This is a genomic window from Flavimobilis rhizosphaerae (genome assembly GCF_014852685.1).
Lineage (GTDB): Bacteria > Actinomycetota > Actinomycetes > Actinomycetales > Cellulomonadaceae > Flavimobilis > Flavimobilis rhizosphaerae.
This window is the reverse complement of record NZ_JACZDF010000003.1, coordinates 240,749-263,912: the sequence shown is the minus strand read 5'-3', so window position 1 is coordinate 263,912 and position 23,164 is coordinate 240,749. Positions and strand designations below refer to the sequence as shown.

The 23,164-nt window shown below is 71.4% G+C and carries 21 protein-coding genes; 10 read left to right on the top strand and 11 right to left on the bottom strand.

The features are described 5' to 3' along the window. Window positions 1–40: 40 nt before the first annotated feature. The 4 genes from IGS67_RS07465 to IGS67_RS07450 all read right to left on the bottom strand — a co-directional run bounded on the left by IGS67_RS07465 (window position 41) and on the right by IGS67_RS07450 (window position 3,934). Window positions 41–1,279 carry a methyltransferase domain-containing protein gene (locus IGS67_RS07465; protein ID WP_192279661.1) on the bottom strand — a complete coding sequence of 413 codons (1,239 nt, stop codon included), beginning with the start codon at window positions 1,277–1,279 and terminating at the stop codon, window positions 41–43. A gap of 108 nt (window positions 1,280–1,387) precedes the next feature. Continuing rightward, the gene (locus tag IGS67_RS07460) at window positions 1,388–1,831 is read right to left on the bottom strand and encodes a heavy-metal-associated domain-containing protein (RefSeq protein WP_192279287.1); all 444 of its coding nucleotides are present in this window, start codon (window positions 1,829–1,831) and stop codon (window positions 1,388–1,390) included. 77 nt (window positions 1,832–1,908) lie between these two features. Beyond that, window positions 1,909–3,396, bottom strand: a complete 1,488-nt coding sequence (locus IGS67_RS07455; protein ID WP_328741966.1) for an SDR family NAD(P)-dependent oxidoreductase — start codon at window positions 3,394–3,396, stop codon at window positions 1,909–1,911. Window positions 3,397–3,751: 355 nt separating this feature from the next. Further along, window positions 3,752–3,934: a hypothetical protein gene (locus tag IGS67_RS07450; RefSeq protein ID WP_192279285.1), complete on the bottom strand. Its 183-nt coding sequence runs from the start codon at window positions 3,932–3,934 to the stop codon at window positions 3,752–3,754. Between the two features lie 251 nt (window positions 3,935–4,185). Between IGS67_RS07450 and IGS67_RS07445 the strand changes: the two genes are divergently transcribed. Together IGS67_RS07445 and IGS67_RS07440 are read left to right on the top strand one after the other, a co-directional pair. Continuing rightward, window positions 4,186–4,971 carry an ABC transporter ATP-binding protein gene (locus tag IGS67_RS07445; RefSeq protein ID WP_407925818.1) on the top strand — a complete coding sequence of 262 codons (786 nt, stop codon included), beginning with the start codon at window positions 4,186–4,188 and terminating at the stop codon, window positions 4,969–4,971. Then, on the top strand, window positions 4,953–6,497 hold the full coding sequence (locus IGS67_RS07440) for a hypothetical protein (protein ID WP_192279281.1): 1,545 nt from the start codon (window positions 4,953–4,955) through the stop codon (window positions 6,495–6,497). The genes IGS67_RS07445 and IGS67_RS07440 overlap by 19 nt, the downstream gene beginning before the upstream one ends. A 39-nt stretch (window positions 6,498–6,536) precedes the next feature. Here the strand turns inward: IGS67_RS07440 and IGS67_RS07435 are convergent, their stop codons facing one another. After that, entirely contained in the window at window positions 6,537–7,394 is an 858-nt protein-coding gene (locus tag IGS67_RS07435; protein WP_192279279.1) for a sugar phosphate isomerase/epimerase family protein, read from the bottom strand. Window positions 7,395–7,501: 107 nt separating this feature from the next. On the opposite strand from IGS67_RS07435, the gene IGS67_RS07430 reads away from it, so the two are divergent. Beyond that, window positions 7,502–8,401, top strand: a complete 900-nt coding sequence (locus tag IGS67_RS07430; RefSeq protein ID WP_192279278.1) for a formate/nitrite transporter family protein — start codon at window positions 7,502–7,504, stop codon at window positions 8,399–8,401. Here IGS67_RS07430 and IGS67_RS07425 read toward each other — a convergent pair. Then, window positions 8,381–9,436 (bottom strand): hypothetical protein, encoded by a 1,056-nt coding sequence (locus IGS67_RS07425; RefSeq protein WP_192279277.1) that lies wholly within the window; start codon window positions 9,434–9,436, stop codon window positions 8,381–8,383. The genes IGS67_RS07430 and IGS67_RS07425 overlap by 21 nt on opposite strands. A gap of 157 nt (window positions 9,437–9,593) precedes the next feature. Here IGS67_RS07425 and IGS67_RS07420 point away from each other — a divergent pair, with 157 nt between their 5' ends. Further along, entirely contained in the window at window positions 9,594–10,301 is a 708-nt protein-coding gene (locus IGS67_RS07420) for a Type 1 glutamine amidotransferase-like domain-containing protein (protein ID WP_192279276.1), read from the top strand. 7 nt (window positions 10,302–10,308) lie between these two features. Here the strand turns inward: IGS67_RS07420 and IGS67_RS07415 are convergent, their stop codons facing one another. The 5 genes from IGS67_RS07415 to IGS67_RS07395 all read right to left on the bottom strand — a co-directional run bounded on the left by IGS67_RS07415 (window position 10,309) and on the right by IGS67_RS07395 (window position 16,843). Next, entirely contained in the window at window positions 10,309–11,088 is a 780-nt protein-coding gene (locus IGS67_RS07415) for a DUF2510 domain-containing protein (protein ID WP_192279275.1), read from the bottom strand. A 100-nt stretch (window positions 11,089–11,188) separates the two neighbouring features. Next, the gene (gene metE, locus IGS67_RS07410; RefSeq protein WP_192279274.1) at window positions 11,189–13,576 is read right to left on the bottom strand and encodes a 5-methyltetrahydropteroyltriglutamate--homocysteine S-methyltransferase; all 2,388 of its coding nucleotides are present in this window, start codon (window positions 13,574–13,576) and stop codon (window positions 11,189–11,191) included. 22 nt (window positions 13,577–13,598) lie between these two features. After that, window positions 13,599–14,600 carry a methylenetetrahydrofolate reductase gene (locus IGS67_RS07405; RefSeq protein ID WP_192279273.1) on the bottom strand — a complete coding sequence of 334 codons (1,002 nt, stop codon included), beginning with the start codon at window positions 14,598–14,600 and terminating at the stop codon, window positions 13,599–13,601. Window positions 14,601–14,796: 196 nt separating this feature from the next. Continuing rightward, window positions 14,797–15,339: a PH domain-containing protein gene (locus tag IGS67_RS07400; RefSeq protein ID WP_192279271.1), complete on the bottom strand. Its 543-nt coding sequence runs from the start codon at window positions 15,337–15,339 to the stop codon at window positions 14,797–14,799. 82 nt (window positions 15,340–15,421) lie between these two features. Continuing rightward, entirely contained in the window at window positions 15,422–16,843 is a 1,422-nt protein-coding gene (locus IGS67_RS07395) for a family 20 glycosylhydrolase (RefSeq protein ID WP_192279269.1), read from the bottom strand. 84 nt (window positions 16,844–16,927) lie between these two features. Here IGS67_RS07395 and IGS67_RS07390 point away from each other — a divergent pair, with 84 nt between their 5' ends. From IGS67_RS07390 to IGS67_RS07365, 6 genes are all read left to right on the top strand, one after another. Beyond that, window positions 16,928–18,085 (top strand): ROK family protein, encoded by a 1,158-nt coding sequence (locus IGS67_RS07390; protein WP_192279266.1) that lies wholly within the window; start codon window positions 16,928–16,930, stop codon window positions 18,083–18,085. A gap of 69 nt (window positions 18,086–18,154) precedes the next feature. Next, window positions 18,155–19,417 carry an extracellular solute-binding protein gene (locus tag IGS67_RS07385; RefSeq protein ID WP_192279264.1) on the top strand — a complete coding sequence of 421 codons (1,263 nt, stop codon included), beginning with the start codon at window positions 18,155–18,157 and terminating at the stop codon, window positions 19,415–19,417. Between the two features lie 77 nt (window positions 19,418–19,494). Then, window positions 19,495–20,463 carry a carbohydrate ABC transporter permease gene (locus tag IGS67_RS07380; RefSeq protein WP_192279262.1) on the top strand — a complete coding sequence of 323 codons (969 nt, stop codon included), beginning with the start codon at window positions 19,495–19,497 and terminating at the stop codon, window positions 20,461–20,463. 1 nt (window position 20,464) lies between these two features. Beyond that, the gene (locus IGS67_RS07375) at window positions 20,465–21,283 is read left to right on the top strand and encodes a carbohydrate ABC transporter permease (RefSeq protein WP_328741956.1); all 819 of its coding nucleotides are present in this window, start codon (window positions 20,465–20,467) and stop codon (window positions 21,281–21,283) included. A 65-nt stretch (window positions 21,284–21,348) separates the two neighbouring features. Next, window positions 21,349–22,131 (top strand): glucosamine-6-phosphate deaminase, encoded by a 783-nt coding sequence (gene nagB, locus IGS67_RS07370; RefSeq protein ID WP_192279260.1) that lies wholly within the window; start codon window positions 21,349–21,351, stop codon window positions 22,129–22,131. Continuing rightward, a complete protein-coding gene (locus tag IGS67_RS07365; protein ID WP_328741954.1) occupies window positions 22,128–23,033 on the top strand; it encodes an ROK family protein in 906 nt (301 codons plus the stop codon). Before nagB ends, IGS67_RS07365 begins: the two co-directional genes overlap by 4 nt. Window positions 23,034–23,164: the final 131 nt, after the last annotated feature.

Genomic DNA, 23,164 nt, shown 5'->3' with positions numbered 1-23,164 from the left:
CGAGATAGCGCGTCTCGGTCGAGATAGCGCTCAACGCACGCTATCTCGATCCAGGAGCGCTATCTCGCGAGAGGAGGGTGGCGACCTCGTAGTGGGGGGTCTGGGGGAACATGTCGAGGAGGACTGCCTCGCGCACCGTGAGGGACGGCATCGCGCGCAGGTCGCTCGCGAGGGTTCTCGCGTTGCAGCTCGAGTAGAGGACGTTCGGCACCCCGGAACTCTCCAGCCAGCCCGCCAGCTCCTCGCCGATCCCACGTCGGGGAGGGTTGACGATCACCAGGTCCGGGACCTCGTCCGGAGTCGCGGACAGCGCGAACGCCGTCGCATCGCCCGCGACGAACCGGGCGGGGATGCCCTGGGAGGTCGCCGTGAGCGTCGCCGACACGATGGCCTCCTCGCTCAGCTCGACGCCGACGACGTCGGGCACGGAACCGTCGAGCCGGGACGTGGCGACCGACGACGGGCCGGGGGACGACGCCTCGGGCACGGAGCCGTCGGGCTGCGGGTCCAGCGCCCGCGCCGCAGCGAGCGCGAAGCCCCCGACGCCGCAGTACAGGTCCCACACCGACCGCGGCCGAACGTCCGCGACCCACGCGGCGCCACGCGCGTACAGCGCCGCCGCGACCTGCGTGTTCGTCTGGAAGAACGACTGCGGCCGCAGGTGCAGCCCGAGCCCGCCGACGCGCATGAGCAGCGACGACTCCTCCGTGAGGACGATCTCGCGCGGCCCCTCGAGCACCGCCTTGTGCTCGGGCTGCACGTTGAGCGACACGACGCGCAGGCCCGGCAGGGCGTCGAGCAGCCACGGCAGATGCTTGCGAACGCGCGCCTCGGGCTCCGTCGAACGGACGACGAACCGCACCATGAGCTCGTCGTCCGCCGACAGGGTGACGAGGACGTGTTTGAGCTCGCCCCGCCGCGCAGGAACGTCGTACGGCTCGAGCCGAGCCCGCGTGACGAACGCGGCGAGCACGGGCAGCGCCGCCGCGAGCGGCGCCTCGTGCAGCCCGCACCGCTGCAGGTCGACGCCCCGCCCGGAGGCGTCGAGGATCCCGAGCGTCGGTGCGTCGACCGTCCCGCCGACGACCATCTTCGCCTTGTTGCGGAAGCCCACGGGCGGCGACGCGACCGGGTCGAGCCACACGGCGTCCGACGCGGACGGCACGTCCGCGAGCAGGTGACGGACGTGAGCAACCTTCGCCGCGAGCTGGTCCGTGGACGGCTCGCCGAGGTGCGTGCACGACCTGCACACGCCCGCGTCGAAGTAGTCGCAGCGCAGCACGTCCGGTGCGAGGGAGATGGTCACGACAACCTCAGGTCCAGTGACGACGCCGCGGCTGCCGCCACCCGGGGTGGCGGCAGCCGCGGCGTCATGAGCAGGGAGCGGTCAGTTCCCGCAGCCGCAGCCACCGCAGCCGCAGCCGCCCGACGTCGCGGCGGGCGCGTCGGCCGACGCGAGGGTCGCCGCGTCGACATCCTCCCGCGGCGTGATCGAGATGCCGACAGGGCCGACGGCCGTCGCGGAGCCAGAACCGATGTGGCTCGTGCCCGCGTAGACCTCCGAGCGAGTGTCGGCGAGCTGCGAGAACTCCTCCGCGGAGCCGTGCGTCGAGATGCCCGTGATCTCGTAGCCGGCCTCGTCGATCGCGGCGCGCAGTGCGTCCTCGGGAAGGACGTCGTCGGAGACGACGGTGACCTCGGAGGCCTCGCCGACGTTGAGGTCGACCGAGACGTTCTTGACGCCGCTGACGGCCTCGAGCTCCTTGGTGACGGCGGACACGCAGTGGCCGCAGGTCATGCCGGTGACGTCGAGGGTGGTGATGGTAGGCATGTGATCTCCAACGTTCGGGTTCGACGCGTGCATTCCCATTCTCGCACCGAGGGACGGTGCCGGACGGGCGAGATGCGTCACCAGGGGTAGGGCTTGTAGTCCTTGAGGAAGACACCGAAGACGTCCTCGCCGGCCTCGCCGCGGACGATCGGGTCGTAGACGCGGGCGGCTCCGTCGACGAGGTCGAGCGGCGCGTGGAATCCCTCCTCGTGAAGGCGGGCCTTCGTCGTGTGCGGGCGTTCGTCCGTGATCCAGCCCGTGTCGACGCTCGTCATGAGGATCTGGTCGGTCTCGAACATCTCGCGCGAGCTCGTGCGCGTGAGCATGTTGACGGCGGCCTTCGCCATGTTCGTGTGCGGGTGGCCGGGGCCCTTGTAGCCGCGGTTGAACTGCCCTTCCATCGCGGAGACGTTGACGATGTACGTGCGGCGGGCCGGGGACGCGGCGAGCGACGCACGCAGGCGCGAGACGAGGATGAACGGCGCGGTCTCGTTGCACAGCTGAACCTCGAGCATCTCGAGGGGGTCGACCTGGTCGACCTTGTCGACCCAGGAGTTCTGCGAGACGAGGTCCGGCACGAGGCCGCCCGCGTCGATCGCGGTGCCGGTCGCGACGCGGTCGAGGGACGCGGAACCTGCGGTGAGCGCGAGCTTCGTGAGGAGGCCGGGCGCGGTGACGGACTCCTCGACATGCGTCGAGACGGGCACGCCGTGGTCGCGGCCGCCCGCACGGACCGACGCCTCGAGGGCGGCGGGGTGCGCGTCGACCGACCGTCCGTACGTCGTCACGGGCGGCAGGTACGGCAGTTCGGGCAGCGGCGCGGACTCGGCCGCGGCGAGCGGCGCGTACGCGCCGGGCGACCGTCGGACAGTCTGGGCCGCATTGTTGATGAGGATGTCGAGGGGGCCCTCGGCCGCGACGTCGTCGGCGAGGGCGATGACCTGCGCCGGGTCGCGCAGGTCGATGCCGACGACCTTGAGGTTGTGGATCCAGTCCGCCGCGTCCTCCATCTGCGCGTAACGGCGGACGGCGTCGTTGGGGAAGCGCGTCGTGATCGTCAGCTGTGCGCCGTCGCGCAGGAGGCGCAGCGCGATGTACATGCCGATCTTCGCGCGCCCGCCGGTGAGCAGCGCCCGGCGCCCGGTGAGATCGGTGCGTGCGGCCCGCTTGGCGCGGTTCTCCGCGGCGCAGCGCGGGCACAGCTGGTGGTAGAAGACGTCGATGTCCTGGTAGGGCTCCTTGCACACGTAGCAGCCCTGCGGCTTCGAGAGCCGTCCGGCGAAGGGGCCCGTCGCCGTGCCGGGGCGGATGTCGACGCCCTCGGTCTCGTCGTCGATGCGCGTCGGGGCGCCCGTCGCAGTCGCCTCGATGACGGCGCGGTCGGCGTCCTGGATCGCCGCCTTGGCCTCGTCGCGTCGCTGCTTCTTCACGGTCTTGTAGAGCTTGGCCGTGGCGCGCTGGAGCGCGACCTTGTCGGGGTGCTCGGGCGGCAGGGCGTTGGCGGCCTCGAGGATCTCGAGGGCGCGCGCGAGCTCGTCAGGGTTCAGCTGGGGGGTGTCGGACACGTGCTCAAGTATCCCTGAGCGCGCAATGACGCCGGACACAGTGCGGGCGGCCCTGCGGGGCGCCGGCACCGCGGTGACGCGCGGCCGGCTCCAAGCAAATCACGACGGCCGCTCTACCGGCCGGTGCGCACAAGCAACAGCGTGACGGACCCGCCGCCAACCAGGGCGGCGATACCCAGCCCGATGTCGCCTACCAACGTGGCAAGCACCGCGATGAACAGAGTGATTCCCGTTGCGCGGACCGTCCGCGCGCTACGGGAACTGCTGCTTCTGGGGTTGGCTCGACTCACTTCATCACTCTCGATCCGGCGCCCGACCGCAGGAGGATCGTGCTCGCTGCGATCGTCCCGGGGGTTCACTCATGACTTCGCATCGCTCCCCATGGCCGCGAGAGGGCAGCGACAGCGATCGCCATCGCCCACACTCCTGCGGCGAAGTATCCGCTACCGGGCTCGCCGGTGACGATCGTGCCGACGGTCGCGGTGCTGCAGAGGGCGAGAGCGACCCAGCTCAGCTTGTTGCGCGTCCTTGCGTTCATCTGGTTCTCCTCGCGCGCGTCCTTGCATCCTCCCGGCGGCTTCCTTGACCGTAGTGCCGATGTGCGGCATACGCAATGCGCGTCCGTCTCGTGTAGAACCTGCTGCTGGGCGTCGCGCAGCGGCTCCGATCTTGCGTCGGCATCGACGATCAACCGGTTCTCGCCACCGGCTCGACCCGAGGCATCCCGCCCGATACCCGGGTCGGACGCGAATGTCCGAGGCCCGCGCTAGCGTCGTCTCCGACGACGGCATGCGGCCGTCGCCGGGAGGGGAGCTGCAGATGGATGTCGCGCTCGGGCTCGAGGGCCTGCGCAAGACCTTCGGTGAGAAGGTCGCGGTCGAGAGGGTCGACCTCGCCGTCCCGGCGGGCTCGTTCTTCGGTCTCGTCGGCCCCAACGGGGCTGGCAAGACGACGACGCTCTCGATGGCGACGGGCCTGCTGCGACCCGACGCGGGCCGCGTCACCGTCCGCGGCACCGACCTCTGGGCCGACCCCGTCACGGCGAAGTCCCTGCTCGGCGTCCTGCCCGATGGCGTGCGGCTGTTCGACCGCCTCACCGGGCTGCAGCTCGTCGTCCACGCCGGCATGCTCCACCGCCTGCCGCGCACGACGGCGCGCGAGCGCGCCGAGGCGCTCCTGCGCGCCCTCGACCTCGAGGCCGACGCCAACACGTTCGTCGCCGACTACTCCGCGGGCATGACGAAGAAAATTGCGCTCGCGTGCGCGCTCGTCCACGCGCCACGGCTCCTCGTGCTCGACGAGCCCTTCGAGGCCGTCGATCCCGTCTCCGCCGCGTCGATCCGCGCAATCCTTGCCGACTACGTCGGCACGGGCGGCACCGTCGTCGTCTCCTCCCACGTCATGGACCTCGTCGAGCGCATGTGCGACCACGTCGCCGTGCTCGCCGCCGGCCGCGTCCTCGCGGCTGGCACCGTCGACGAGGTACGCGGCGGCGCGAGCCTTGAGGACCGCTTCGTCGAGCTCGTCGGCGGACGCCGCTCGGGGGAGGGGCTCGAGTGGTTGCACAGCTCCTGAGCCTGCGCTGGCAGGTGTACCTCGGCACGCTGCGGCGCAGCGTGTGGCAGACGATCGGCGCCGTGGTCGCGATGCTCTACGCGCTGAGCCTCGGCGGGCTCCTCGCGGTCGCGGGTCTCGTCGGGGGCCTGCGCAGCGACCTCTCGGCCGAGGTCGTCGTCGGCGGTGCGATCCTCGTCCTCGTCTGGACCGTCGGACCGCTCGTCGCGTTCGGGCTCGACGACACCTTCGACCCCCGGCGCCTCGCGCCGTTCCCGCTTTCTCGCCGTGACCTCATGGTCGGCAGCTCGGTCGCGACGCTCTTGGGACCCGGCGGGATCTTCACCGTCGTCGCCGCGCTCGGCCTCGTCCTCGCATGGGTGACCGAGCCCGCGGCGCTGCTCGCTGCGCTCGTCGGCGTCCCGCTCGGCGTCACGACCGCCGTGCTCGGGGGGCGCGCGACGACGACGGCAGCACGGCCGCTCGTCGAGGGGCGTCGCGGGCGGGATCTCGCCGTCGTCGTCGCAGTCCTCCTCGTGAGCGTCGTCGCGCCCGCGATCCTCCTCGTCGACTCGATCTCGATCACGCCCGAGACGGTCGCCGGCACCGCGGCCTGGGCGTCGTGGACGCCGTTCGGTGCGGCCTTCGCGCTGCCGGCCGACGTCGCTGCGGGCGCCTGGGCCGCGCTCGCGGGCCACCTCGTCATCGCGCTCGCGACCCCCGCACTCCTCGTCCTCTGGTGGCGGCGGTCGCTCACGACGCAGCTCACCCGACCGGCCCGCGCCTCCGCAGGGCACGGCAAGGGCCTCGGCGTCCTCGGTCGCGTCCCCGACTCGCCCGTCGGCGCGGTGCTCGCGCGCTGTCTCACGTACTGGGTCCGGGACCCCCGCTATGCGACGTCGCTCATCTCTGTGCCCGTCCTCGTCGTCATCGTCGCGGTGCTCGCCGGCGACGGCCCGTGGCTGCTCGTCGCCGGCCCCCTCGTCGCGTGGACGTGCGGCTGGGCGATCTCCGTCGACATCGCCCTCGACTCGACGGCCTTCTGGACGCACGTCGCCGCACCGATGCGCTGGACCGACGACCGGTGGGGACGCGTCGTCGCCATCGGCGTGCCGGGTGCGCTCCTCACCCTCGTCACGACCCTGTGGACCCTCGGTCGCGCCGACCGGTGGGACATGGCGCCCGCTCTCCTCGGCGTCGGAGCGGCGACGCTCCTCGCGTCGCTCGGTCTTGCGTCGCTCGTCTCGGCACTCGTCGTCTTCCCCGTCAACCAGCCCGGCGACAACCCGTTCGGGGCGAAGCAGGGTGGCTCGATGGGCATGATGCTCTCGCAGATGCTCGGCACGCTCGCGCTCGCAGTCGTCCTCGCGCCCGCCGCGGTGCTCACGGTCCTCGCGATCGTCCGCGGATCCGTGGCGCTCGGGTGGGCAGCGGCCGTCGTCGGGATCGCGCTCGGCGTCGTCGTGCTGCTCGTCGGCGTGCGCTTCGGCGCCCGACGGCTCGACGCACGCGCGCCGGAGCTGCTCACGCGGCTCGCGTCGTTCTGAGGTCGGTCGTGCCGCGCCGGGTGTCGCGGCCGGCTGGCCTCACACCCAGGGCGACTCCGGCCGGTGGTGCTCCGGCGCGGGCGAGTACTCCGCGTGCGCGTCGACCGTGAGGTACGTCTTCGCGAAGTGCAGCGACTGCGCGATGTCGGCGCGACGTTCCGTCGCGTCCCGCGCCTTGCGCGTGCCGATCTCGACGACGACGTCACCCGCGAAGCCGCTGCGCGCCAGACCCTCGAGGAGCTCGCGGACGGGCTGCGTCCCGCGGCCCGGCACGAGGTGCTCGTCGAACCCGGAGTCGGTGCCGTCCGTGAGGTGCACGTGCGCGAGACGCGGCCCGAAGAGCGCCGCGAGGTCGACGCACGACTGCCGTGACGTCGCGGCGTGCGACACGTCGAGCGTCACACGGTCGTAGTCGTGCTCCGTCGGGTCCCAACCCGGCAGGTAACCCATGAACTCACGCTTCCGGCCCCGCCACGGGTACATGTTCTCGACCGCGATGGTGAGCCCCGAGTCCTCCGACAGTGCGCGCACCTGCTCCGCAAAGTGCCGCGAGTAGCCACGCTGCCACGCGAACGGCGGGTGCACGACGACCGTCGACGCACCGAGCGTGAGAGCCATGTCGACGGTCTTCGCGAGCTTGTGCCCGGGCTTCGTGCCCCACACCTGCTGGGAGACGATGAGCGTCGGCGCGTGGACCGATCGGATCGGCACACCCGTCTCCTGTGCCAGGCGCGCGAGGGCGAGGTCGTCGCGGGAGATCTTGTCGTTCCACACCATGACCTCGACGCCGTCGTACCCGAGCTCGGCCGCGAGCTCGAACGCGAGCGGGGCCTTGCGGGGGTAGACGCTCGCCGTCGAGAGCGTCACGTGCGGTCGTGCCGATGTCTCACCAGCCATGACATCCACACTAGTCCGCGTCGTGACCCGCGCCACCGCCACGCGGCACTACTCACCCCGCCGAGAGGCCCCATGACTTTACGGGGTGCTCCGGGGAGACTAGAGGCATGGCCGACGCACCCGAGAATCTTTTCCCCGGCAAGACCTTCGTCTCGACAGTCCTTGAGGCCGCCGACACGAAGGCCGAGATGTCGCGCTCGATCACGCAGGTGTACCTCATGCGTGCTGCGATGGCCGGCATCATCATCGGCATCTTCTACCTCGCGAACTACACGATCATCGCCGGCTTCGTCGCCGTCGACCCCGAGCTGCGCACGATCGGCAAGCTCGTCGGCGCAGTCGCCTTCGGGTTCGCGCTCGTCTTCATCTACTTCACGCGCTCCGAGCTGCTGACGTCGAACATGATGATCGCGACGATCGCCGTCTACCACCGCCGCATGCGCGTGCGCCGCGCGAGCGCGCTCCTCGCCCTCTGCCTCCTCGGGAACGCCCTCGGCGGGCTGCTCATCGCGCTGCTCGTCGCCGGGTCGTCGATGATCGACGACGCGACCGGGACGCTCGTCACGCAGGCCGTCGAGCACAAGCTCGACTACGTGACCTCAGGGTCGAGCGGGATGCTCGACCTCTTCGTCCGCGCGATCCTCTGCAACCTCCTCATCAACCTCGCGATGCTGCTCGTCTACAACGGGCTCGTCAAGGCCGACGGCGTCAAGGTCCTCGCGATGATCGTCGCCGTCATGCTCTTCGCCTTCCTCGGCTACGAGCACTCCGTCGCCAACACGGTCCTCTTCACCATCCAGGGCTTCCACGGCGGCATCGACATCTGGCCGGCCCTCGCGAACGTCGGCATCGCGCTCGTCGGCAACTTCGTCGGCGGAGGCCTGCTCATCGGCTGGTACTACGCGTACGCGAACGACCCGGAGCGCACGCAGCGTGCGCTGCTGCGCGAGGCGCGGCTCGTCACGCGCGAGGCCGCTCGCGCGGCCTCAGGCGCCGAGGGACGATGACGCGCTGACGTCGTCCGCCGCAGCCTCGTCGGTGGCGACCGACGCGTCGTCCTGCGGGGCCGGCGGCTCCGGGACGGGGGTTCCGCCCGGCTGCGGAAGTTCCGGCGTCGGGGCGTCGGTGGGCATGTCGGTCGGCGTCGCGGGCGGCACGGGCGTCGCGGGGTCCGTGGGCTCGTCGGTCGGGGTGGGCGACGGCGTCACGGTGGGCGCGTCCGTCGTGGGCTCCTCCGTGGGCGTCGTCGGCGCGTCCGTCGTGGGTTCCTCCGACGGTGTCGTCGTGGGCTTCTCCGTCGGGGTGACGGGGCGCGCCTTCTCGCGGACGCGCGAGATCGTCGTGCCGGACCCCTCGACGCCGCGCAGCGCCTTCGACAGCGGGCGGCCGAGCCCGAGCTCAACCACCGTGAGCGTGAGGATGATGACGACGAACGTCGTCACCGCGACGACCGCGAACGTGCGGCGCGGGCTGCGCCGCGTCGGCGCCATGAGGTCGCGGCCGACGCGTTCGTCGACCGGAGGTGTGGCCGGTGGCGGGACCGACGGACCGGTCGACTCCTCGGTGACGCGCGCGACGACGGGCGTCTCCCGCGTGACGATCGCGACCTCGGGAGCAGCAGCGACCGGGATGACGTCCGTCGTCACGGTCGGTTCGAGCAGGCCAGCCGGGGTCTCGTCGCGGAGCGGCGGCACGTCGGCCGGACCGGCGGGGACCGCATCGAGGACCGCGGTGTCCTCCGCGGACGTCGCCGTCCGCAGGTAGCGAGGCGCAAGCTGCGTGACGACGACCTGCGTCCGCACGAGCGAGCGCGTGTACGCGTAGTTCGCGAACGCCGTGAGGATCGCGGCGACGACCGCGCCGACGATCGTCCCGGCGACCCCCAGGTACGACAGCGCGATGGTCGACGTCACGGCGGTGAGCGCGCTCGCGGCGATCGTCACGAGCGATGGCCGTGTCGGCATGGTCGGCTGCGGGCGCGACTGCTCCGCCGTCGGAGGGGTCTCCGGCGGTGTGCGTGGGGCTGCGGGGCGCGGGCTCATCGCTCACCAGCGTAGTGAGCAGCCGTGGACCTCGCGTGAAGAGGACGGGACCACGCCGTGGGGCCTGGCGAGCTAGGACGTGGCGTCCGCCACGTCCCGCGGCGGGCGGCGTGCGAAAGAGATTGCGGGACAAGCGCCCGTACGGTGGGGTGGGGCGATGACGACGCACGTGCTCGCCCTCGGTGGCGGCGGCTTCTCGATGTCCGACGGCTACGCGGCGACCGCGCTCGACCGCTACGCGCTCGGCCTGGCCGGCGTCGACCGGCCCACCGTCTGCTTCGCGCCGACGGCGAGCGGCGACGCCACCTTGTACATCGAGCGCTTCGAGGCCGCGTACGCGCCGCTCAACTGCGAGACGCGCGTGCTGCGGCTCGTCGCCGACGGCGCACAGTCCGTCGCACGCACGCTCGACGGAGTCGACGTTCTCATGGTCGGCGGCGGCAGCACCGTCAACCTCGTGGCGCTGTGGGACATCCACGGCGTGACGCGCGAGCTGAGGCGCCTCGCCGCCGGGCGCGACCTCGTGCTCGCGGGCCTGTCCGCCGGCGCGAACTGCTGGTTCGAGGGCTGCACGACCGACTCGTTCGGGCCCGAGGTCGTGCCGTGGCGCGGTGGGACGGGGTTCGTCGCGGGCAGCTTCTGCCCGCACGCCGACGGCGAGGACCGCGTCGACGACTACGCGGCCGCTGTCGCATCCGGCGTGCTTCCCGCAGGATGGGCGGCTGACGACGGCGCCGCGGTGCACGTCGTCGACGGCGTCGTGCGCGCGCACCTGGCCGAGCGCCCGAGGGCGCGGACCTACCGCGTCGAGGCCGACGGGATGGGCGGGGCGAGCGTCGTCGCGCAGGACATGACGCTGTTCTGAGCGCTGCTCAGCCCTTCGCGCGCGCCGGCAGGCCCTCGACCGCGGAAACCTTCCAGCCGAGGAACGCCTTCTCGAGCGTGAGGGTGAGCCGGACGGTCGTCCCGCCGAGCTTCGCGTCCGGACGCTTCGCGTCCTCGACCTTCGCGAACGTGTAGTCGACGACGGCCGTCGGCGACTCCTCCGTCGGGCGCGTCACCCACTCCCATCCCTTGCGGTCGAGCGCCGGGGTGAGGCCGCAGCCGCGGAGCTCGCGCCAGCGAGCCACTCCGGGTGCGGCAGGGTCGACGAGCTGCCGGTCGGTCGTCGGGCATGCGTCGTCGCCCGTCGCGAGACCTCGCGGGGCGTTGAGGACGGAGCGCGCACGCTCGGTGGGCGTCGTCCGTTCGAGCTGAGCGTTCCGCTCGACGACCATGTCCCACACGGCGTTGCCGAGCGCCCACACGAGGAGCAGCGCGACGAGACCGCCGACGAAGCGGAACGCGCCGCGACGCCTGCCGCGAGCCTCGTCGCGAGCGGCCGACGTGCGATCCGAGCCGTCGACGTGCGCGACCTTGCCACCCGTGCGTGCGAGCTCCGTCCACGCGGTGCCGTCCCACCAGCGTTCGCGGCCGTCGGGGTGCGGGTACCAGCCGGCCGGGCCGACGAGCACATCGCCGCCACCCCCGGGGGCGGTGACGGTCCCGCGAGGAACGGCACCCGTGCCCGACGGGCGCGGGGCGCCGGCGGAACCGGAGGGGACCGGGCCGTCGGGCGTGGAACCGGGCAGGGGCGGCGGCTGAGCGGTCACGCCTGCGAGCGTACCGAAATCCCGACTCGTAGGTCTCCAGCACCATCGAATGGTGCTGGAGACCTACGAGTTGGAGAGGGGGGAGGTGGGTCGGGTGGGGTCAGGCCGGGACCGGGGCTCCCAGGGTGGCGCGAGCCTCGCGCGTCGCCTCGACGAGGTTCCTCAGCGACGCTTCCGTCTCCGCGTACCCGCGGGTCTTGAGACCGCAGTCCGGGTTGACCCACAGGAGGCTCGGGTCGACGGACCCGAGCGCGAGCGCGAGCAGCTCGGAGATCTCCTCGGCCGACGGCACACGCGGCGAGTGGATGTCCCACACGCCCGGCCCGACGCCCCGCGAGAACCCGGCAGCCTCGAGCTCGCCGAGCACCTCCATGCGGGAGCGTGCCGCCTCGATCGACGTGACGTCCGCGTCGAGTGCGTCGATCGCGCCGATGACCTCGCCGAACTCGGAGTAGCACAGGTGCGTGTGCACCTGCGTCGACGGCGCTGCCCCCGCGGTGGCGAGGCGGAACGAGCCGACGGACCACGCGAGGTAGTCGGCGTGCGCCTCGCGGCGCAGCGGCAGGAGCTCGCGCAGCGCGGGCTCGTCGACCTGGACGACCGCGATCCCGGCCGCCTCGAGGTCGGCGACCTCGTCGCGCAGAGCGAGGCCGAGCTGGTCGGCGACCTCCTGCTTTGCGACGTCGTCACGCACGAAGGACCACGCCATGATCGTCACGGGGCCCGTGAGCATCCCCTTGACGGGCTTGTCGGAGAGCGACTGCGCGTACGACGCCCAGCCGACCGTCATGGGCGCGGGCCGTGACACGTCGCCCCACAGGAGCGACGGCCGCGTGCAGCGCGAGCCGTAGGACTGCACCCAGCCGTTCTCGGTCACCGCGAAGCCGTCGAGCAGCTCCGCGAAGTACTGGACCATGTCGTTGCGCTCGGCCTCGCCGTGGACGAGGACGTCGAGCCCGAGCTCTTCCTGGAGGCGCACGACGCGCTCGATCTCGGCGCGCATCGCGGCCTCGTACGCGTCGGTCGCGAGCTCGCCCTTCGCGTGCGCGGCGCGCGCCTTGCGGATCTCGACGGTCTGCGGGAACGAGCCGATCGTCGTCGTGGGCAGCGCCGGGAGACGCAGACGCTCGGCCTGCGCCTCGCGCCGCTCGGCGACGTCGCCGCGCCTGCGGTCAGCATCCGTCACTGCTGCGGTGCGCTCGCGGACGGCGTCGACGCGGACACCCACGGCGACGGCGCGCGCGGCGAGGGCCGCGCTCGCGGCCTCGACCTCGGCGGCGACGGCGTCGGTGCCCGACACGAGCGCGCGCCCGAGCACCGCGACCTCGGCGACCTTCTCGTCGGCGAAGGCGAGCCACGACCGCAGCCCTGCGTCGAGGTGCCCCTCGTCGTCGAGCGTGTGCGGCACGTGGAAGAGGCTCGTCGACGACGACGCGGCGACGCCAGCGCCGAGGGCGCGCAGCGCGTCGAGCCGCTCGACGGCCGCCGCGAGGTCGGCACGCCACACGTTGTGACCGTCGACGACGCCGCCGACGAGCACCTTGGCGGCGAGCCCCGCGCGGACCTCGTCGGTGAGCCCGGAGGGCACGGATCCCTCGACGAGGTCGAGCGCGACTGCCTCGACGCCGCTGAGGGCGACCGCGGGGAGGGACTCACGCAGCTCGCCGTACGGTGCGGCGAGGAGGATCGCGGGACGCTGCGCTCCGACGGGTGCGGCGGTGAGCACGGCGTATGCGCGGGAGGCGGCCGCCGCGAGGGCGTCGGGCGCCGTGCGCAGCGTGTCAGTGACGAGCGCGGGCTCGTCGAGCTGCACCCACTGCGCACCCGCGGCGGCGAGGCGCTCGAGGAGCGCAACGTAGACCGGGAGGAGGTCGTCGAGCCGGTCGAGCGGCTCGTAGCCGTCGGGTGCACCGTCCGCGGCCTTCGACAGCGCGAGGAAGGTGACGGGCCCGACGACGACGGGACGCGGGACGACCCCCGACGCGACGGACTCGGCGACCTCGGCGACGAGCCGGTCCGACGCGAGGCGGAATGCCGTCGCGGGGCCGATCTCGGGGACGAGGTAGTGGTAGTTCGTGTCGAACCACTTCGTCATCTCGAGCGGCGCGAGCGCGCCCGCGCCGCGGGCGACCGTCGAGTACCCGGCGAGGTCGAGCGTGCCGTCCGACGCGACGAGGTGCGCGAAGCGCTCGGGGACGGCTCCGACGGTGACGGCCGCGTCGAGGACCTGGTCGTAGAAGGAGAACGCCGCGGGCACCGCGGAGTTGCCGGTGAGGCCGAGCGCGCCGAGGCGGGCGCGGGTCGTCGCGCGCAGGTCCGCCGCGACGGCCTCGAGCTCCGCAGCGGTCGTCCGCCCGGCCCAGAAGGACTCGAGCGCACGCTTGAGCTCGCGGCGCGGCCCGATGCGGGGGTAGCCGAGGATCGTCGCGGTCGGAAATGCGGGAATCGTTCCGGCAGTGGGGGCAGGGGTGCCCTGGGAGATGGTCATGCTGGTGCTCCTGGAGGTGAGATCAGGGGCCGTCGACTCGTGCGACGTCCCTGAGGGGTTCACCGACCCGCGGCCCTCCGGCCAGGTCCGACGCGATCTGCGCGTCGCCGCCGAGGTGAACACCCTCGAGCAGGTCCAGTGCTGGTGCAGCGTTGTTGAAGGTGTAGACGTGCAGGCCAGGCGCCCCGGCGTCGAGCACGGCCCGCGCCAGGTCGATCGACGCGCGCATGCCGTGCGCGTGCCTCTCGTCCTCGGGCAGGGACTCGAGCTCGGCCGTGAGCCGCACCGGTGCGGGCACGCCCGTGAGCTCCGCGACCCGGTGGAGGCGGCGGGGCTCGGTTGTCGGCAGGATGCCGGCGAGGATGGGGATGGTGACGCCCGCGGCGCGGGCGCGCTCGACGAAGTCGACGTACGTCGATGCCTCGTAGAAGAGCTGGGTGATCGCGAACGTCGCTCCCGCCTCCTGCTTGACGAGCAGGCGCTCGACCTCCTGCGCGGGCGTCGTGCCAGCGGCGAGGTTGCCGCCGGGGAACGTCGCGACCGCGATCGTCAGGGGGCGGGTCGCGCCGCGGAGCGCGCTCGCGGGCGACTCGCCGCAGCGCACGGCCTCGACCTGCTGGAGCAGGCGGATGAGGTCCTCGGAGGAGTTGACGCCGCCCGGGCTCGGGGTCCAGTCGGGTTGCCCGACGGGCGGGTCGCCGCGCAGCGCGAGGAACGAGCGGATGCCTGCGTCGAGGAACTCGCGGACGACCTCGGTGACGTGCTCGCGCGTCGCGGCGACGCACGTGAGGTGTGCGATGGGCAGGACGGGAGTCTCGCGGGCGATCGTCTGGACGACCTGGCGTGTCGTGGCGCGGTCGGTGCCGGCGGCGCCGTAGGTGACGGAGACGAAGTCGGGGCGTGCGGCGAGGAGCGCGCGGGCGGTCGCCCAGAACTTCGGGGCCGCGTCGGGGTTGCGCGGGGGCATGAGCTCGAAGGAGACGGTCGGGCGCGCGGGCGCGCCGCCGGTGCTGGTGATGCTCATGGGTCAGCCTCCGCAGGGTCGGTCCATCGGACCTGGCGTGAGCACCCGTTCCCTCAGGAGGCTTCCTCTTGGGCGGGTTGCTGCGGCGTCGACGAGCCAGGACTCTCGGCCGCTCTGGATGGTGGTGCGAGCCTAGGGGTGCGTCGGACCCCCACCCAAGCCGTCCCGGATGGCGAGACGGCGGTCCGGCAGGCGGTCAGCGGCGGCGGCCGTTGCGCGGGTCCGTCGGCGGGAACTCGCCGTCGTCCGAGCCGTCGTCGGCCTTGAACAGCAGCTCGGAGAGCTGCTTCTTCACCTCGGCGACGCGCGGCACGTCGTAGAGCAGCACGCCCGCCTTCTCCGTCGCGTCCGAGACGACGATCGTCCCGCAGCCGAGCATCTGGTCGAGCAGATCCCGCTCGTACGTGAAGTCGTTGATGCGGAACAGCGGGATGTCGCGGCCCGTCTTCGTGAGGATCCCCGAGCGCGTAATGAGACGACGCGTCGTGAACGTGTACGACGTCGTACGCCACTGCAGGTACGGCACGAGCGTCCACACGACGATGACGACGAGTGCGACCACCCCGATCGCGAGCATGAGCCACGTCTTGGAGTCGTTGTCCGGCAGCAGCAGGAGGGCCGCAACGACGCCCGCCGCGGCGAGCAGCAGGACGAGGAAGGGCACGAAGACCATCTTGATGTGCGGGCGGGTCTGCAGGACGACGCGCTCGTCGTCACCCAGGGTCCGGTCGATCGACATGGGGCGATCCTTGCAGATCGTCGGGCATCGCGGCACCCCGTGCTCGCGTGGGCGGCGCGCACGCCGCCCACGCGAGCCGTCGTCAGGCTCCCCGACGGTCCCCGGGGCGGTGGACGACCTCGCCGGCCGCCTCCCAGCGCGCGACGTGCACGGTGACGTCCTGCTCGAACGCGTCGAAGTCGCGCGGCGATCCCCACGCGACCGACGCCTCGGCTGCGATGCGCGGCAGGAGCTGGTAGGTGACGTCGCCCCAGTTCCGCACGGTTTCCGTCCACAGTGCCGTCTCGACGCCGATGACGCGCTCGGCGGGTACGCCCGGAAGCTCGGCGACGGGGTCCCAGTCGTACGCGGTGCGGAGGTCGATGTACCCCGCCCAGTCCTGCCCGACGACCTGGTGCTCGTCGTGGAACATGTCGAGGTACGCCTTGGGCGCGGGCGACGAGACGACCCTGAGGTCGAGCTCCTCGACGCGTCCCGCGAACTTCTCCCGGTCGACCCGGTGCGTCCAGTACTGCAGCCACGACCCGGTGGGCAGGTCGCCGTGGAGCGCCTCCTGCCACATCGTCAGGTGCTTGCCGGTCGACACGCCGAGCGCGGCGAGGCGCGTGACGTAGACGCCGTAGTCCTGCGCGTCGAGCGTCAGGCACTCGTCGCCGCCCAGGTGGATGCGGTCGCCGAGCGTGTGCTCGGCGACGGTCCGGACGATGTCGGTGACGAGGTCCCACGAGGCGTCGGACGTGAGGTCGACCGTGCTGAACCCGACCTCGGTGCCGGTGTAGGGCTCGCGGGTGGCGCCGTCCTGCGATGCCTCGGGGTAGGCGACGAGCAGGGCGTGCGTGTGCCCTGGAAGGTCAATCTCGGGGACGATCTCGACGTGCCGTGCCGCCGCGTACTCCTGCAACTCGACGTACTCGGCGAGCGTGAGGAAGCCGCCTGGTCCCTCGGAGCAGTCGGTCGTCGCGCCGAGCTCGGTGAGCAGCGGGCGCGACGGGATCTCGAGCCGCCATCCCTGGTCGTCGGTGAGGTGGAGGTGGAGGCTGTTGAGGCGCAGTTCCGAGATGAGGTCGACGAGGCGGCGGAGGTGCTCGGGGCCGTAGAAGTGGCGGGCGACGTCGAGGAGGAGGCCGCGGTGCGGGTAGGTGGGGGCGTCGTCGATCTCGCCGAGCGTCACGGTGCTGGCGTCCGCGTCGACGAGCTGGGCGAGGGTCGTGACAGCCCAGTAGGCGCCGGGGGCGTCGGCAGCCGAGAGCGTGAGCGCGTCGTCGGTGACGGCGAGGTGATAGCCCTCGACATCGAGCGTGGTGTCGGTCGATGCGGTGACGTCGCCAGCACCCGCTCCGGAGGCGAGCGTGGCGGAGAGCTCCGTGGCGCGACGGGCGGCGTGCGGCGCCCAGGGGCGGAGGGCGTCCGCGAGGGCGATGACCTCGTCCGCGGTGATCGTGCGGGACGCGCCGGTCAGAACGTTTCGACGGGGTGCGGGGAGGAGGGCTGGACGGTTGCTCAAGATGGAATCCTTCATCCGTTGCGACTTGGTAACGGCGGGGCTCGGGGGTTGACCATAGATAGTAAGTAAGGTGTACTTACTTTCATGGCAAGGACGACATCGTCACGAGACGCGCGACAGGCAACCCAGCGCGTCGCTGCGCCGGCAGGAAAGATCCTGCCCTCAGATACCCGCCTGCACCACCGTACCCTCGTCCTGCAGCATCTTGTCGACGACGGCCCCCAATCGCGAGCCGACCTCGCCCGACTCACGAAGCTTGCGCGCGTCACGATCTCGGACGTCGTCGCAGGACTCATCGCCGACAATCTCGTCATCGAGCTCGGAGTCCGCCCCGGAACCCACATGGGCAAGCCCGCGACGCTCGTCGGGGTCAACCCGACCGGCGCCTACATCGCCTGCCTCGACCTCTCCGGCGACCACGACCTCCGTGGCTCCGTCGTCGACCTCGAGGGCACCGTCGTCGTCACCCACCAGGTCGCCCTCGGCGACGACCGCGGCGACGACGCCGTCGACCGCACCGTCGAGCTCGCGCGCCGCCTCCTCCTCGACGCGCCCGGGAAGGTCCTCGGCCTCGGCGTCGGAACCCCCGGCATCGTCTCCGTCGACGGCGAGGTGCGCAACGCCCCCAACCTCCGCTGGGAGCGCCTCGCGCTCGGCCAGCACCTGCGCGACGCCCTCGGCGTTCCCGTCCACGTCGCCAACGACGCCGACAGCGCCGCCCTCGCCGAGGACACCTTCATCAAGGGCGGTGGCGCAGGCCTCCTCCTCGTCGAGATCGGACGAGGCGTCGGCGCCGGCATCCTCCTCGACGGCAACCTCCTCCGCGGCCCCTACGGCACCGCAGGCGAGATCGGCCACGTCACCGTCGTCCCCGACGGCGACCCCTGCACCTGCGGCCGCCACGGCTGCCTCGAACCCCTCGTCGCCGTGCCACGCCTCCGCGCACGCGTCGCAGGCCTCTCCGAGGCGCAGGCTGCGAGCGAGCTCTCCTCCGCCGGGCGTCAGCTCGGCACCGTCCTCGCACCCGTCGTCCAGGCCCTCGGCCTCCGCGACGTCGTGCTCTCCGGCCCGTCCGAGCTCATCGACGGCCCCTTCCGCCAGGCGACCGAGTCCACGGTCCTGGCCCTCACACGCCCCTTCGCGGACGAGCAGGTCACTGTTCGCATGTCCGCGCTGGGTCGCGACGGCGTCCTCCACGGCGCAGCCGCACTCGTCCTCGACGGAGAGCTCGGGCTCTCCTGACGGAACAGCAGTACCTGTCCACGCATCACCACGTCAGCGGTCGGAGCCGACCGCCGAAGGGATAGATCGATGAAGATCCACAAGATTGCCGCGCTCGGCGCGGTGGCCGCGCTCGCGCTCACCGCGTGCTCCACCGACGGCGGTTCCAGCGACAAGCCCACCACCGCGGCGCCCAAGCCCACCGCGCCCGCGTCCGAGCGTTCCATCACGTTCTGGGTTGCTGGCACGGACACGAACGACGACATGCGCAAGTGGCTTGCCGACACGTTCAAGGAGAAGACGGGCGGCGCCACCCTCAAGATCGAGCAGATCGAGTGGTCGGAGCTCGTCCCGCGTCTCCAGACGGCGCTCCCCAACGCCGAGCAGACCCCTGACCTCGTCGAGATCGGCAACACGCAGGCTCCGACCTTCACCTCGGTCGGCGCGTTCAGCGACCTCACCGCGCTCCTCCCCGACCTCGGTGGGGACAAGGTCGGCCCCAAGTCGTTCGTCGAGGCCGGCTCGTACGACGGCAAGCTCTACGCCGTCCCGTACTACTGGGGCTCGCGCTACGTCTTCTACAACACGGAGGTCTTCGAGAAGGAGGGCGTCAAGGTTCCCACGACGCTCGCCGAGCTCAACGAGGCCGCGAAGAAGCTCACGACGGACGACCGCTCGGGCCTCTGGCTCCCCGGCCAGGACTGGCGCAACGGCCTCTTCTGGCTGTTCGCCAACGGCGGCGAGATCGCCAAGGTCGACGGCGGCAAGTGGGTCGGCGCGCTCTCCAGCCCCGAGTCGCAGAAGGCCCTCGCCCAGGTCCAGGACATCTTCACCAACGGCACGCACGCGCCGAAGGACGGCCTCGACGAGGAGCCGTGGGTCCCCTTCAACGAGGGTGACTCCGCAATGTTCGTCGCTCCGGGCTGGGCTCGCTGGTCCGTCAAGGAGGACGTGAAGTTCGCTCCGTTCGCCGTCCCCGGCGTCGAGGCGGGCACGTACGCGGCCGGTCTCGCCGGTGGCTCGAACCTCGCCATCTCGGCGAAGTCGGCCAACCAGGACCTCGCGACCGAGCTCCTCAAGATCATCTACTCCGAGGAGTTCCAGACCCAGCTCGCCAAGAACGGCATGGGTCCGGCCGTCTCCGAGTTCAACTCGCTCATGGGTGACGACGCCTTCGCCAAGGCCGCCATCGCCTCGGCCGAGAACTCCAAGCTGACCCCGGGCTCGCCCGGCTGGGCCTCCGTCGAGGCCGCGAAGCTCATGGAGGAGACCTTCGGAAAGATCGCCGCTGGCGGCGACATCGTTGCCATCGCGAAGGACGCCGACGCGCGTCTCGGCGAGATGCTCAACTGACGACAGCACCGTGACAGGGGCGCCGGCCACCACCGGCCGGCGCCCCTGCCCCGTCCCGGGAAGATTGAAGTGTCCTCATGAGTGACGTTCTTGCGCGCGCCCCGCAGAGCCGGCGCGCAGCAGCGGCCGGGCGACGCCCGGCCCCGACCGCGAGTGGCGCCCGACGCGCCACCGCGATCGCGCCGTACCTGCTCGTCCTGCCTGTCATCGCCACGATGGTCATCGCCCTCGGCTACCCGCTCGTGCGCCAGTTCGTCATGTCCTTCCAGAAGTACGGGCTCGAGCAGCAGTTCGGCAAGGCGCCCGAGTGGATCGGGCTCGACAACTACAAGGCGATCTTCGCCGACCCCGCCGTCTGGGCCGTCATCACCCGATCGCTCCTCTTCTGCGTCGCCGCAGCAGGGCTCACGATGGTCGTCGGCATGGCTGTCGCCGTGCTCATGACGAAGCTCGTCAGATGGCTCCGCGTCGTCGTCCAGTCGGTGCTTCTCATCGCGTGGGCCATGCCCGTCATCGCATCGATGACCATCTGGCAGTGGCTCTTCGACACGAACTACGGCGTCATCAACTGGCTCCTCGTGAAGATTGGCCTCGACCAGTTCAAGGGCCACTCGTGGCTCATCGAGCCGGTCTCCTTCCTCACGATCGCCGTCATCGTCGTCGTGTGGATGTCGGTGCCGTTCGTCGCCTTCTCGCTCAACGCCGCCCTCACGCAGGTCTCCGGCGAGCAGCTCGAGGCCGCCGAGCTCGACGGCGCCAACGCCTGGGAGAGGTTCCTCCACATCAAGCTCCCCACGATCATGCCCGTCGTCATGGTCGTCTCCCTGCTCCAGGTCATCTGGGACCTGCGCGTCTTCGCGCAGATCTACTACCTCCAGCAGGCAGGTGGCGTCGCGAGCGAGACCAACCTCCTCGGCACGTACATCTACAACCTCGGTCTCGGCCAGGGCGACTTCGGCAAGGCCGCAGCCGTCGCGATCTTCATGCTCGCCCTCACGCTCGGCCTGACCTTCTTCTACGTCCGCAAGCTCGCGAAGGAGGTGTGACGTGCGCAAGGGTCTTCTCCCCAACATCCTCGGCGGCCTCGTCGCGCTCGTCTGGGTCTTCCCCGTCTACTGGATGGTGAACTCCGCACTCCTGCCCGCGGACGAGGTCCGCGGCAAGAACCCCACGTGGCTGCCGTTCGGCGGAGACTTCTCCTCGTTCGGACGAGTCTTCAATGAGCGCTTCCTCAACTCGATGAAGCTCAGCCTCATCGTCACCCTCATCACGGTCGTCGTCGCGCTGCTCTTCGCCTTCCTCGCAGCGATCGCCGTGAGCCGCTTCACGTGGCGCGGCCGCAAGGCGCTCGTCATCACCGTGCTCATCGTCCAGATGATCCCCGCCGAGGGTCTCTTCATCTCCCAGTACAAGATGCTTCAGGGCTGGGGCCTGCTCAACACGATGATCGGCCTCTCGATCCTCTACATCGCGGCGGTCCTCCCGTTCACGGTGTGGATGCTCCGCGGGTTCGTCGAAGGCATCCCGGTCGACCTCGAGCACGCCGCGATGATCGACGGCTGCAGCCGCACCAAGGCGTTCTTCATCGTGACGTTCCCACTCCTCGCGCCGGGCCTCGTCGCGTCGGGCGTCTACGCCTTCCTCCAGGCGTGGAACGAGTTCACTCTCGCAACCGTCATCATGAGCCCGTCCAACCGCACCGTCCCGCTCTGGCTCCAGGGTCTGACCTCGGCGAGCAACGCCGCGATCGACTGGCCCGGCGTCATGGCTGGCGCGATCATGGTCGCCATCCCTGTCATCGTCTTCTTCCTGTTCGTGCAGAACAAGATGACCGACGGAATGGTCTCCGGCGCGGTCAAGGGCTGACAGCAGCATCCACGGGTGCGCCCGGCGTGACGCCGGGCGCACCCACCCCTGAGAAAGGCACCCCCATGGAGATCGTGATCCTGCCGTCCGCCGACGTCGTCGGGAAGGTCGGGGCCGACATCTTCGAGCGCACCGTCCGCGAGAACGCACACCCCGTGCTCGGCCTCGCGACCGGATCCTCGCCGCTCCCCGTCTACACCGAGCTCATCCGCCGCCACCGCGAGGAAGGCCTCTCCTTCGCCGCGGCCGAAGCATTCTGCCTCGACGAGTACATCGGCCTGCCCGTCGGGCACCCCGAGTCGTACCATCAGTTCATCCGGCGCGTCTTCACGAGCCACCTCGACATCGCCGACACCGCAGTCCACAGCCCCGACGGCGCCGCCGACGACATCCCCGCCGCCGGTCGTGCGTACGACGAGTCCATCAAGGCTGCCGGCGGCGTCGACCTGCAGATCCTCGGCATCGGCACCAACGGGCACCTCGCGTTCAACGAGCCCGGATCGTCGCTCGCGTCGCGCACCCGGATCGTCACGCTCACCGAGCAGACCCGCTCCGACAACGCGCGCTTCTTCGACTCGATCGACGACGTGCCGCGCTACGCCCTGACGCAGGGCCTCGGGACCGTCATGGAGGCACGTCACCTCCTCATCGTCGCGACCGGTGCCGGCAAGGCCGCTGCCGTCGCAGCAGCGGCCGAGGGCCCCGTCACCGCGAGCTGCCCCGGTTCGATCGCCCAGATGCACCCGCACGTCACGCTGCTCGTCGACGAGGACGCCGCAGCCGACCTGGCGAACGCCGAGCGTTACCGCTACGTCTTCGCGAACAAGCCGGAGTGGCAGGCGCTGTGAGCCTTGTCATCGCCCTCGACGTGGGCGGCACCAACATCCGCGGGGAGCTCGTCGACCCCGCGGGAACGGTGCACGCCGCGTCGCACGAGCCCACCGCGGGCTCGGACGGGGACGCCACGCTCGACGCGATCGAACGCGTCTGCCGTGCGCTCCTCGTCGAGGCGGGCGACCGACCCGTCGAGGCCGTCGGCCTCGCCGTCCCGGGCGTCGTCGACTCCCGCACAGGGGTCGTCCTCCTCGCTGGCAACCTCGGCTGGCGGGACACCGCGGTCGCGGACATCCTCGGGCACCGCCTCGGGATTCCCGTCCTGCTTCACCACGACGTCAACTGTGCCGGCCTCGCCGAGCGCGAGCTCGGGGCGGGCCGCGGCGTCGACGACATGCTCGCAGTGTTCATCGGCACTGGGATCGCTGCGTCGCTCACCGTCGGCGGCGTCGCCGTCGGCGGCGGTACCAACCAGGCGGGCGAGCTCGGGCACGTCGTCATCCGCGAGAACGGCATCGAGTGCCCGTGCGGGCAGCGCGGCTGCCTCGAACGGTACTGCTCGGCGTCGTCCATCGGGATCGCCTACGCCGCAGCCACGGGTCGCGACGCCGCGACGTCGCTCGAGGTCGTTCAGGCCCTCGGATCCGACCCGCTCGCCGACGCGGTGTGGGACGAAGCCATCACGGCGCTCGCCCTCGGCATCCTCGGCGCCATCACGCTCCTCGGCACCGAGCGGATCGTCCTCGGCGGCGGTCTCGCCGCCGCAGGCGACAAGCTCGTCGGACCGCTTCGCGCGAAGCTCGAGGCAACCGTGAGGGTCGCGACGGTCCCCGAGATCGTCGTCGCCGAGCTCGGTCAGCGTGCCGGCGTCATCGGCGCTGCGCTCGCCACGTGGAAGCGCCTCTCGGACGACTGACGCTGTCTGCGCCGACACCTGCGCACCCCGCGTGCCACATCCAGGCCGCTGCTCCGGTCCGGGGTCGCTGAACCTCATCAGCGGCCCCGGACCGATCGCGTGGCCGCGGTGAGGGCCAGCAGGGCCGCACG

Excerpts from the sequence above, each read along its gene's own strand:
- IGS67_RS07430 (WP_192279278.1), top strand. The coding sequence starts at position 7,502 with ATGGCCGACGCACCCGAGAATCTTTTCCCCGGCAAGACCTTCGTCTCG.
- IGS67_RS07450 (WP_192279285.1), bottom strand. The coding sequence starts at position 3,934 with ATGAACGCAAGGACGCGCAACAAGCTGAGCTGGGTCGCTCTCGCCCTC.
- nagB (WP_192279260.1), top strand. The coding sequence starts at position 21,349 with ATGGAGATCGTGATCCTGCCGTCCGCCGACGTCGTCGGGAAGGTCGGG.
- IGS67_RS07425 (WP_192279277.1), bottom strand. The coding sequence starts at position 9,436 with ATGAGCCCGCGCCCCGCAGCCCCACGCACACCGCCGGAGACCCCTCCG.
- IGS67_RS07400 (WP_192279271.1), bottom strand. The coding sequence starts at position 15,339 with ATGTCGATCGACCGGACCCTGGGTGACGACGAGCGCGTCGTCCTGCAG.
- IGS67_RS07405 (WP_192279273.1), bottom strand. The coding sequence starts at position 14,600 with ATGAGCATCACCAGCACCGGCGGCGCGCCCGCGCGCCCGACCGTCTCC.
- IGS67_RS07460 (WP_192279287.1), bottom strand. The coding sequence starts at position 1,831 with ATGCCTACCATCACCACCCTCGACGTCACCGGCATGACCTGCGGCCAC.
- IGS67_RS07435 (WP_192279279.1), bottom strand. The coding sequence starts at position 7,394 with ATGGCTGGTGAGACATCGGCACGACCGCACGTGACGCTCTCGACGGCG.
- IGS67_RS07420 (WP_192279276.1), top strand. The coding sequence starts at position 9,594 with ATGACGACGCACGTGCTCGCCCTCGGTGGCGGCGGCTTCTCGATGTCC.
- IGS67_RS07445 (WP_407925818.1), top strand. The coding sequence starts at position 4,186 with ATGCGGCCGTCGCCGGGAGGGGAGCTGCAGATGGATGTCGCGCTCGGG.
- IGS67_RS07380 (WP_192279262.1), top strand. The coding sequence starts at position 19,495 with ATGAGTGACGTTCTTGCGCGCGCCCCGCAGAGCCGGCGCGCAGCAGCG.
- IGS67_RS07390 (WP_192279266.1), top strand. The coding sequence starts at position 16,928 with ATGGCAAGGACGACATCGTCACGAGACGCGCGACAGGCAACCCAGCGC.
- metE (WP_192279274.1), bottom strand. The coding sequence starts at position 13,576 with ATGACCATCTCCCAGGGCACCCCTGCCCCCACTGCCGGAACGATTCCC.
- IGS67_RS07385 (WP_192279264.1), top strand. The coding sequence starts at position 18,155 with ATGAAGATCCACAAGATTGCCGCGCTCGGCGCGGTGGCCGCGCTCGCG.